Below are 9,228 nucleotides of genomic sequence, written 5' to 3'. Positions count from 1 at the left end.
GTGGATAACCGGCCTGTGGATAACCACCCATTCCACACACAGCTTATCCGACAGCGCAGCACAGGCTGGCCACTGCTTTCCCCTGTAGTTGTCATTCTCTGTACATGGCGGATTACAAGGCCTGAGCATGGTTATCCACAGACAGGTGGCTGCCTTGCTTTTATAAGCTTTACAGAAAAGCTTTAAATAATTCCCTTCTTTATTTCTATATCTAGTGTCGTGTGATGAATCCGCCCAAGCGCCTGGATATCTATTTAAAGGAAACGCTGGTTGGAAATTGACCTAGAGGCTTGCTTTCTCTAGAATCCCCGGTCTCTTAAAACGGGGGCCATTCCGGCCCGTTGTGGACGAACCAGGTAACACGACATGAAACGTACTTTCCAACCAAGCACTATCAAACGCGCTCGTACCCACGGTTTCCGTGCTCGCATGGCTACCAAGAACGGTCGTGCCGTCCTGTCGCGTCGTCGCGCCAAAGGTCGTGCGCGTCTGGCAGTTTGATAATCCGGCACTGGAGGTGAGTCAGGACTTCAGTCGGGAAAAGCGTCTGCTTACACCCCGGCATTTCAAGGCAGTCTTTGACTCCCCTACCGGCAAGGTTCCGGGGAAAAATCTCCTGCTCCTTGCGCGCAGTAACGATCTCGATCACCCCCGACTAGGGCTGGTTATCGGGAAAAAGAGCGTCAAGCTCTCTGTTCAGCGCAATCGCCTCAAACGTCTGATGCGCGAATCGTTTCGCCTTAACCAGGATTCACTGGTTGGATGGGACATTGTTATCGTCGCGCGCAAAGGTTTGGGTGACGTAGAAAACCCCGAATTGATTCAGCATTTCGGCAAGCTCTGGAAGCGTCTGGCCCGCAACAAGCCAGTACCAGCAGTCAACACCGAAACTGTAGGGGTAGACAGTCCTGATGCGTAAACTGGCACTCGTTCCGATCCAGTTTTACCGCTATGCCATTAGTCCTTTGATGGCCAGTCACTGTCGTTTCTACCCCAGTTGTTCCTGCTACGCGTACGAAGCCATAGAAAATCATGGCCTACTGCGCGGTGGCTGGCTGACCTTTCGTCGTTTAGGTCGCTGTCATCCGTGGAATCCCGGCGGTTATGACCCGGTTCCGCCTATCCCTACCTCCCGTTCTTCTTCGATGGCCGAGTAATCATGGATATCAAACGCACGATCCTGATCGTCGCCCTGGCAATCGTGTCCTACGTCATGGTCCTTAAATGGAACCAGGACTATGGCCAGGCTGCCCTGCCGACTCAGAATGTTGCAGCCAGCAATACCGCACCGAGCCTGCCGGATGCCCCAGTTGGCAACAACGCTGCCAGCAATGACGACATCCCGCGCGCGGCAAGCGATACCAGCGCTCCCGCCGAAGCCCCCGTGGCCGTAAGCAAAGATCTCATCCAGATCAAGACGGACGTGCTCGAGCTGGCAATCGATCCACAAGGTGGTGACGTCGCCCAGCTGAAGCTGCCGCTGTACCCGCGTCGCCAGGATCATCCGGAAATCCCGTTCCAGTTGTTCGACAACGGTAACGAGCGTACCTATCTGGCCCAAAGTGGCCTGATCGGTACCAACGGCCCGGATTCGAACCCGGCCGGTCGCCCGATCTACTCCGCCGAGAAGAAGACTTATCAACTGGCTGACGGTCAGGACCAATTGGTCGTGGACCTGAAGTTCAGCAAGGATGGCGTCAATTACATCAAGCGTTTCACCTTGAAACGTGGCCTGTATGACGTAACCGTCTCTTACCTGATCGACAACCAGAGCGCACAGCCCTGGTCTGGTGCGATGTTCGCGCAATTGAAGCGTGACGCCAGCTCCGATCCTTCTTCGAGCACTGCCACCGGCACCGCGACTTACCTGGGCGCCGCCCTGTGGACAAGTTCGGAGCCGTACAAGAAAGTGTCGATGAAGGACATGGACAAGGGCCCGCTCAAGGAAACCGTCCAAGGTGGCTGGGTTGCCTGGCTGCAGCACTACTTTGTAACAGCCTGGATCCCGCAGAAAGGCGACAGCAACGTCGTCCAGACGCGGAAAGACAGCAAAGGCAACTTCATCATCGGTTACACCGGCCCGACATTGACTGCCGCGCCAGGTGCGAAAGCCGAAACCAGCGCCATTCTGTATGCCGGTCCTAAAAGCCAGGCCGTGCTGAAAGAGTTGTCCCCAGGTCTGGAACTGACTGTGGACTACGGTTTCCTGTGGTTCATTGCCCAGCCGATCTTCTGGCTGCTGCAACATATCCACAGCATCGTCGGTAACTGGGGCTGGTCGATCATTTTCCTGACCATGCTGATCAAGGGTCTGTTCTTCCCATTGTCGGCCGCCAGCTACAAATCCATGGCTCGCATGCGCGCTGTGGCCCCGAAACTGGCCGCGCTGAAAGAGCAACATGGCGATGACCGGCAGAAAATGTCCCAGTCCATGATGGAGTTGTACAAGAAAGAGAAGATCAACCCGCTGGGTGGATGCTTGCCGATTCTTGTACAGATGCCCGTGTTCCTGTCGCTGTACTGGGTGTTGCTGGAAAGCGTGGAGATGCGTCAGGCACCGTTCATGCTGTGGATTACCGACCTGTCGATCAAGGATCCGTTCTTCATCCTGCCGATCATCATGGGCGCGACCATGTTCATCCAGCAGCAGCTGAACCCAACGCCTCCGGATCCGATGCAGGCGAAGGTCATGAAAATGATGCCAATCATCTTCACCTTCTTCTTCCTGTGGTTCCCGGCTGGTCTTGTGCTGTACTGGGTTGTGAACAACGTGTTGTCCATCACTCAGCAGTGGTACATCACGCGTAAGATCGAAGCGGCTACGAAAAAAGCCGAGGCGTAACTTGCTCTGTGGATAACCACACAAAACGCCCCCTAGTGGGGCGTTTTGCTATCTGCCACTTTTGTCTGGATACCGCTTTATGAGCGCACCGCGTGAAACCATCGCCGCCGTTGCCACTGCCCAAGGTCGCGGCGGTGTCGGCATCGTCCGTATTTCGGGGCCCTTGGCCAGTATTGCGGCCAAGGCAATCAGCGGTCGTGAACTCAAGCCGCGGTTTGCTCATTACGGTCCGTTTTTCAGTGATGACCAGCAGGTCCTCGACGAGGGCCTGGCCTTGTATTTCCCAGGGCCGAATTCGTTCACCGGCGAAGACGTACTGGAACTGCAAGGGCATGGCGGCCCCGTCGTGCTGGACATGCTGCTCAAGCGTTGCCTGGAACTGGGCTGTCGCCTGGCGCGGCCGGGTGAATTCAGTGAACGGGCATTCCTCAACGACAAGCTCGACCTGGCCCAGGCCGAGGCGATCGCCGATTTGATCGAAGCCAGTTCTGCACAGGCGGCACGCAACGCATTGCGTTCCTTGCAGGGCGCGTTTTCCCTGCGTGTGCATAACCTCACCGAACAGTTGATCGGCCTGCGGATCTACGTCGAGGCCGCGATTGATTTCCCGGAAGAAGAAATCGACTTCCTAGCCGATGGCCACGTGCTGAGCATGCTGGATAAAGTGCGCGATGAGTTATCCACAGTACTGCGCGAAGCCGGGCAGGGTGCCTTGTTGCGCGATGGGATGACCGTGGTGATCGCTGGGCGTCCGAATGCCGGCAAGTCCAGCCTGTTGAATGCCCTGGCCGGTCGTGAAGCGGCGATTGTCACCGAGATCGCCGGCACCACCCGGGACATTCTGCGTGAACATATCCACATCGACGGCATGCCGCTGCACGTAGTGGATACCGCAGGTTTGCGCGACACCGAGGACCAGGTGGAAAAGATTGGCGTTGAACGGGCGCTCAAGGCCATCGGTGAAGCCGATCGGGTCCTGCTGGTGGTGGATGCCACCGCACCGGAAGCGGACGATCCATTTGCCCTGTGGCCTGAATTCCTCGAAGTCCGCCCGGATCCGGCAAAAGTCACCTTGATCCGCAACAAGGCCGACCTGACCGGGGAAGCGATTGTCCTTGAGGTCAGCAACGACGGCCATGTGACCATCAGCCTGAGCGCGAAGGCGGCTGGCGAAGGCCTGGAATTGCTGCGTGAACACCTCAAGGCCTGCATGGGTTACGAGCAGACCTCGGAAAGCAGCTTCAGCGCCCGCAGGCGGCATCTTGAAGCCTTGCGCCATGCCAGTGCCGCCCTGGAACACGGTCGCGCGCAGCTGACCTTGGCGGGGGCGGGTGAATTGTTGGCCGAAGACCTTCGCCAGGCCCAACATTCCCTTGGGGAAATTACCGGGGCCTTCAGCTCCGATGACTTGCTGGGGCGGATCTTTTCCAGCTTCTGCATCGGTAAATAACCCCGCCTTTCAAACCGGGTTTGCCCTCGAAGCCTCTCGAGTCCAACGCAAACCCGGTTCCTCTCCTCTGTTTTTGACACGATTGCCCTTGATGGCGGCTTGCCTGTGGACGCTGCGGCGGTCCATCGCTGCGGTTTTCTGTGGATTAAGCCCTGTGAATAACTGCCATTGAGGTCGGTTGATAAACCCCCTTCAAAACTGAAGATAACCGCCTCTGTGGATAACAGGCCCATTCATCCACAGGCTTACACCGGTTATCCAAGCCCCTCATTGCCACCTGACCACAGGGTTTTGAATCTCTGTACATATTGAAAATAAAGGCCTGTGCAACGTTATCCACAGATAGGTGGCTCAGTAAGAATAAACATAAAAACAAAGATTTTATAAATTTCTTTCTTTTTAATTTCTTTAACCGCGAGTTTTCCACAGCTGGTTAAATTTTGTGCAAAGGGTTCTTTAGGAAAGGGGAAGTCCCTATACTTGCCGACCTGGCTCGAAAAACGCTCTGGCCAGGCTCAAGACCTATTTCCGAATTACCTGAATTAAGCAGGCACGAGGTGCGTGGTGGATTTCCCTTCCCGTTTTGAAGTGATCGTCATCGGCGGCGGTCATGCCGGTACCGAGGCAGCACTTGCATCAGCACGCATGGGGGCAAAAACCCTGTTGCTGACGCATAACGTGGAAACCCTCGGTGCCATGAGTTGCAACCCTGCCATTGGTGGGATCGGCAAAAGTCACCTGGTCAAGGAAATCGATGCCCTAGGCGGCGCGATGGCCATGGCCACCGATAAGGGTGGTATCCAGTTTCGCGTATTGAACAGCCGCAAAGGCCCAGCCGTGCGCGCTACACGCGCCCAGGCCGACCGAGTCCTGTACAAGGCCGCTGTCCGTGAAATCCTGGAAAACCAGCCGAACCTGTGGATATTTCAACAAGCGGCCGATGACCTGATCGTCGAGCAGGACCAGGTACGTGGTGTCGTCACGCAAATGGGCCTGCGGTTCTTCGCCGATTCCGTGGTGTTGACCACCGGGACCTTCCTCGGCGGACTTATCCACATCGGTTTGCAGAATTTTTCCGGCGGTCGCGCCGGTGATCCGCCGTCGATTTCTCTGGCTCACCGTCTGCGTGAGTTGCCATTGCGTGTCGGGCGCCTGAAAACCGGTACGCCACCTCGCATCGACGGCAAGTCCGTGGATTTCTCGGTGATGACCGAGCAGCCTGGCGATACGCCGATCCCGGTGATGTCGTTCATGGGCAACAAGGAACAGCATCCACGGCAAGTCAGTTGCTGGATCACCCACACGAACGCCCGCACCCACGAAATCATCGCGGCGAACCTCGATCGTTCGCCGATGTATTCCGCTGCCGGTGAAATCGAAGGTGTCGGCCCGCGCTATTGCCCGTCGATTGAAGACAAGATCCATCGCTTTGCCGACAAGGAAAGCCATCAGGTGTTCATCGAACCGGAAGGTTTGACCACCCATGAGTTGTATCCGAACGGGATATCCACAAGTCTGCCGTTCGACGTGCAATTGCAGATCGTGCAATCGATCCGTGGCATGGAGAACGCGCACATCGTGCGTCCGGGTTATGCGATCGAGTACGACTACTTCGATCCGCGCGATTTGAAGTACAGCCTGGAAACCAAAGCTATCGGCGGTCTGTTCTTCGCCGGGCAGATCAACGGCACCACCGGCTACGAAGAAGCTGGTGCCCAGGGTTTGCTCGCCGGAGCCAACGCCGCACTGCTCGCCAAGGGCAGAGAAGCCTGGTGCCCGCGCCGCGATGAGGCGTACATCGGTGTGCTTGTGGACGACCTGATTACCCTGGGAACCCAGGAACCGTATCGGATGTTCACCTCCCGGGCCGAATATCGCCTGATCCTGCGTGAAGACAACGCCGACCTGCGCTTGACCGAGAAAGGTCGCGAACTGGGGTTGGTGGACGACGCGCGTTGGGCCGCGTTCTGCAAGAAACGCGAGAGCATCGAGCTGGAAGAGCAGCGCCTGAAAAGCACCTGGGTTCGTCCCGGTACCGAGCAGGGCGATGCCATTGCGGCGAAATTCGGCACGCCGCTGACCCACGAATACAACCTGCTCAACCTCTTGAGCCGTCCGGAAATCGACTATGCCGGGCTGGTGGGAGTGACCGGCCAGGGCGCGGAAGATCCACAGGTGGCCGAACAGGTCGAGATCAAGACTAAATACGCCGGTTACATCGACCGCCAGCAGGACGAAATCGCCCGTTTGCGCGCCAGTGAAGACACCAAGCTGCCTGTGGATATCGATTACACCGGCATTTCCGGGTTGTCGAAAGAAATCCAGAGCAAGCTTGGTGCGACCCGTCCAGAGACCCTGGGCCAGGCCTCGCGCATTCCCGGCGTCACGCCGGCGGCGATTTCCCTGTTGATGATTCATTTGAAAAAACGCGGCGCCGGCCGCCAGTTGGAGCAAAGCGCTTGAGTTCGATGGTCACCTCGCAACACGCTGAAGAGTTATCCACAGGTGCCCGTCAGCTCGGCGTCAGCCTGACCGAAGCCCAGCACGCGCAATTGCTGGGGTATCTGGCGTTGTTGATCAAATGGAACAAGGCCTACAACCTGACCGCCGTGCGCGATCCGGACGAAATGGTCTCGCGCCATTTGCTCGACAGCCTCAGTGTCATGTCCTTCGTCGAAAACGGTCGCTGGCTGGATGTCGGCAGTGGCGGTGGCATGCCAGGAATCCCGCTGGCGATACTGTTTCCCGACTCGCAAGTGACCTGCCTGGACAGCAACGGCAAGAAAACCCGCTTCCTGACCCAGGTCAAACTCGAACTCAAACTGGATAACCTGCAAGTTATCCACAGCCGCGTCGAAGCGTTCCAACCTGCCGAGCCGTTCAACGGGATCATCTCCCGGGCGTTCAGCAGCATGGAGAACTTCAGCAACTGGACTCGCCACCTGGGCGACGCCGATACGCGCTGGCTGGCAATGAAGGGCGTTCATCCGGCCGATGAGCTGGTAGCATTGCCGGCAGACTTCCACCTCGATAGCGAACACGCCTTGGCCGTACCCGGTTGCCAAGGCCAACGCCATCTGCTGATACTGCGCCGCACGGCATGATTGGGAACACAAGCAAGAATGGCTAAGGTATTCGCGATAGCGAACCAGAAGGGTGGTGTGGGCAAGACCACCACCTGTATCAACCTCGCAGCATCCCTGGTCGCGACCAAGCGCCGGGTGCTGTTGATCGATCTCGATCCACAGGGCAACGCCACCATGGGTAGCGGTGTGGATAAACATGGCCTGGAAAACTCCATCTACGACGTCCTGATCGGCGAATGCGATCTGGGCCAGGCCATGCACTTCTCCGAACACGGCGGTTATCAACTGCTGCCGGCCAACCGTGACCTGACGGCGGCCGAAGTGGTGCTGCTGGAAATGCAGATGAAGGAAAGCCGTCTGCGCAGCGCCTTGGCGCCGATCCGGGAAAACTACGATTACATCCTGATCGACTGCCCGCCGTCGCTGTCGATGCTGACCCTCAACGCCCTGGTGGCGGCCGATGGGGTAATTATCCCCATGCAGTGCGAGTACTTCGCATTGGAAGGGTTGAGCGACCTTGTGGATAACATCAAGCGCATCGCCGAACTGCTGAACCCGGACCTGAAGGTCGAAGGCCTGCTGCGGACCATGTACGACCCGCGCCTGAGCCTGATGAACGATGTTTCGGCCCAGCTCAAGGAACACTTCGGCGAGCAGCTCTACGACACGGTCATCCCGCGTAACATCCGTCTGGCCGAAGCGCCGAGCTACGGCATGCCGGCCCTGGCCTACGACAAACAATCCCGTGGCGCGCTGGCTTACCTGGCCCTGGCGGGCGAGATGGTTCGCCGTCAGCGCCGCAATCCACGCACCGCTGCAGCCCAGCCAACTTAAGGAAACCCCATGGCCGTCAAGAAACGAGGTCTCGGACGTGGACTGGATGCACTGCTCAGCGGTCCCACTGTCAGCTCGCTGGAAGAGCAGGCCGTCCAGGTCGATCAGCGTGAGTTGCAGCATTTGCCGCTGGACCTGATCCAGCGCGGCAAATATCAGCCGCGCCGGGACATGGATCCGCAGGCGCTGGAAGAATTGGCCCAGTCGATCAAGAGCCAGGGCGTGATGCAGCCGATCGTGGTTCGGCCGATCGCCAATGGGCGCTTCGAGATCATTGCCGGCGAACGTCGCTGGCGCGCCAGCCAGCAGGCCGGCCAGGAAACCATCCCGGCGATGGTCCGCGATGTGCCGGATGAAACGGCCATCGCCATGGCGCTGATCGAGAACATCCAGCGTGAAGACCTCAACCCGATCGAGGAAGCCGTGGCCCTGCAGCGCTTGCAGCAGGAATTCCAGCTGACCCAGCAACAAGTTGCCGAGGCGGTGGGCAAGTCCCGCGTGACCGTGGCCAACCTGCTGCGCCTGATTGCGTTGCCGGAAGTCATCAAGACCATGCTGTCCCATGGCGACCTGGAAATGGGTCATGCCCGGGCATTGCTCGGTTTGCCGGAAAATCAACAGGTTGAAGGGGCGCGACATGTTGTCGCACGCGGTCTGACTGTGCGCCAAACCGAGGCACTGGTTCGCCAGTGGCTGAGCGGCAAACCGGCCCCTGTCGAGGCACCCAAAACCGATCCTGATATCGCTCGCCTGGAACAACGCCTGGCCGAGCGCCTGGGCTCTGCGGTGCAGATCCGCCACGGAAAGAAGGGCAAGGGACAATTGGTGATTGGTTACAACTCCCTCGATGAGCTGCAAGGTGTCCTTGCACACATTCGCTGAAACAATTGCTCTTGTAGCGCGCAGTCGGAAATCACTACCTGACAGTTGAATAGGGGCAGAACCGCCCCTATACTCTGCGCGCATTTTGTCGGCACAAATTATGCCAAGTTATTGAATTATGGCGGCCGACTATT

General features: G+C 57.8%; 9 protein-coding genes. All 9 read left to right on the top strand.

The window, feature by feature from the left end; translation table 11 throughout:
• The first annotated feature begins 366 nt into the window (after positions 1 to 366).
• The 9 genes from rpmH (at position 367) to KI235_RS30265 (ending at position 9,094) form a co-directional block, all read left to right on the top strand.
• Positions 367 to 501: a 50S ribosomal protein L34 gene (gene rpmH, locus KI235_RS30305; protein WP_003213577.1), complete on the top strand. Its 135-nt coding sequence runs from the start codon at positions 367 to 369 to the stop codon at positions 499 to 501.
• Between the two features lie 16 nt (positions 502 to 517).
• Complete coding sequence (rnpA, locus tag KI235_RS30300; RefSeq protein WP_003207107.1) at positions 518 to 919, top strand: ribonuclease P protein component; 402 nt, start codon at positions 518 to 520, stop codon at positions 917 to 919.
• Positions 912 to 1,157, top strand: a complete 246-nt coding sequence (gene yidD / locus KI235_RS30295) for a membrane protein insertion efficiency factor YidD (RefSeq protein WP_010465488.1) — start codon at positions 912 to 914, stop codon at positions 1,155 to 1,157. The genes rnpA and yidD overlap by 8 nt, the downstream gene beginning before the upstream one ends.
• A gap of 2 nt (positions 1,158 to 1,159) precedes the next feature.
• Positions 1,160 to 2,842: a membrane protein insertase YidC gene (gene yidC, locus KI235_RS30290; protein WP_003207105.1), complete on the top strand. Its 1,683-nt coding sequence runs from the start codon at positions 1,160 to 1,162 to the stop codon at positions 2,840 to 2,842.
• A 79-nt stretch (positions 2,843 to 2,921) separates the two neighbouring features.
• Positions 2,922 to 4,292: a tRNA uridine-5-carboxymethylaminomethyl(34) synthesis GTPase MnmE gene (gene mnmE, locus KI235_RS30285; protein WP_212795416.1), complete on the top strand. Its 1,371-nt coding sequence runs from the start codon at positions 2,922 to 2,924 to the stop codon at positions 4,290 to 4,292.
• Between the two features lie 564 nt (positions 4,293 to 4,856).
• Entirely contained in the window at positions 4,857 to 6,755 is a 1,899-nt protein-coding gene (gene mnmG, locus KI235_RS30280) for a tRNA uridine-5-carboxymethylaminomethyl(34) synthesis enzyme MnmG (RefSeq protein WP_212795415.1), read from the top strand.
• Between the two features lie 5 nt (positions 6,756 to 6,760).
• Positions 6,761 to 7,396, top strand: coding sequence for a 16S rRNA (guanine(527)-N(7))-methyltransferase RsmG (gene rsmG / locus KI235_RS30275; protein ID WP_013694637.1), 636 nt, complete (start codon positions 6,761 to 6,763; stop codon positions 7,394 to 7,396).
• 18 nt (positions 7,397 to 7,414) lie between these two features.
• Positions 7,415 to 8,212: a ParA family protein gene (locus KI235_RS30270; RefSeq protein ID WP_003207100.1), complete on the top strand. Its 798-nt coding sequence runs from the start codon at positions 7,415 to 7,417 to the stop codon at positions 8,210 to 8,212.
• 9 nt (positions 8,213 to 8,221) lie between these two features.
• Complete coding sequence (locus KI235_RS30265) at positions 8,222 to 9,094, top strand: ParB/RepB/Spo0J family partition protein (protein ID WP_003207098.1); 873 nt, start codon at positions 8,222 to 8,224, stop codon at positions 9,092 to 9,094.
• The last annotated feature ends 134 nt before the right edge of the window (positions 9,095 to 9,228 follow it).

Origin of the sequence: Pseudomonas sp. St386 (genome assembly GCF_018325865.1) — a bacterium.
GTDB lineage: Bacteria > Pseudomonadota > Gammaproteobacteria > Pseudomonadales > Pseudomonadaceae > Aquipseudomonas > Aquipseudomonas brassicacearum.
The sequence above is the reverse complement of the archived record's forward strand: the minus strand, read 5'-3'. Positions and strand labels throughout refer to the sequence as shown.

Excerpts from the sequence above, each read along its gene's own strand:
- KI235_RS30265 (WP_003207098.1), top strand. The coding sequence starts at position 8,222 with ATGGCCGTCAAGAAACGAGGTCTCGGACGTGGACTGGATGCACTGCTC.
- mnmE (WP_212795416.1), top strand. The coding sequence starts at position 2,922 with ATGAGCGCACCGCGTGAAACCATCGCCGCCGTTGCCACTGCCCAAGGT.
- KI235_RS30270 (WP_003207100.1), top strand. The coding sequence starts at position 7,415 with ATGGCTAAGGTATTCGCGATAGCGAACCAGAAGGGTGGTGTGGGCAAG.
- rpmH (WP_003213577.1), top strand. The coding sequence starts at position 367 with ATGAAACGTACTTTCCAACCAAGCACTATCAAACGCGCTCGTACCCAC.
- rsmG (WP_013694637.1), top strand. The coding sequence starts at position 6,761 with ATGGTCACCTCGCAACACGCTGAAGAGTTATCCACAGGTGCCCGTCAG.
- yidD (WP_010465488.1), top strand. The coding sequence starts at position 912 with ATGCGTAAACTGGCACTCGTTCCGATCCAGTTTTACCGCTATGCCATT.
- yidC (WP_003207105.1), top strand. The coding sequence starts at position 1,160 with ATGGATATCAAACGCACGATCCTGATCGTCGCCCTGGCAATCGTGTCC.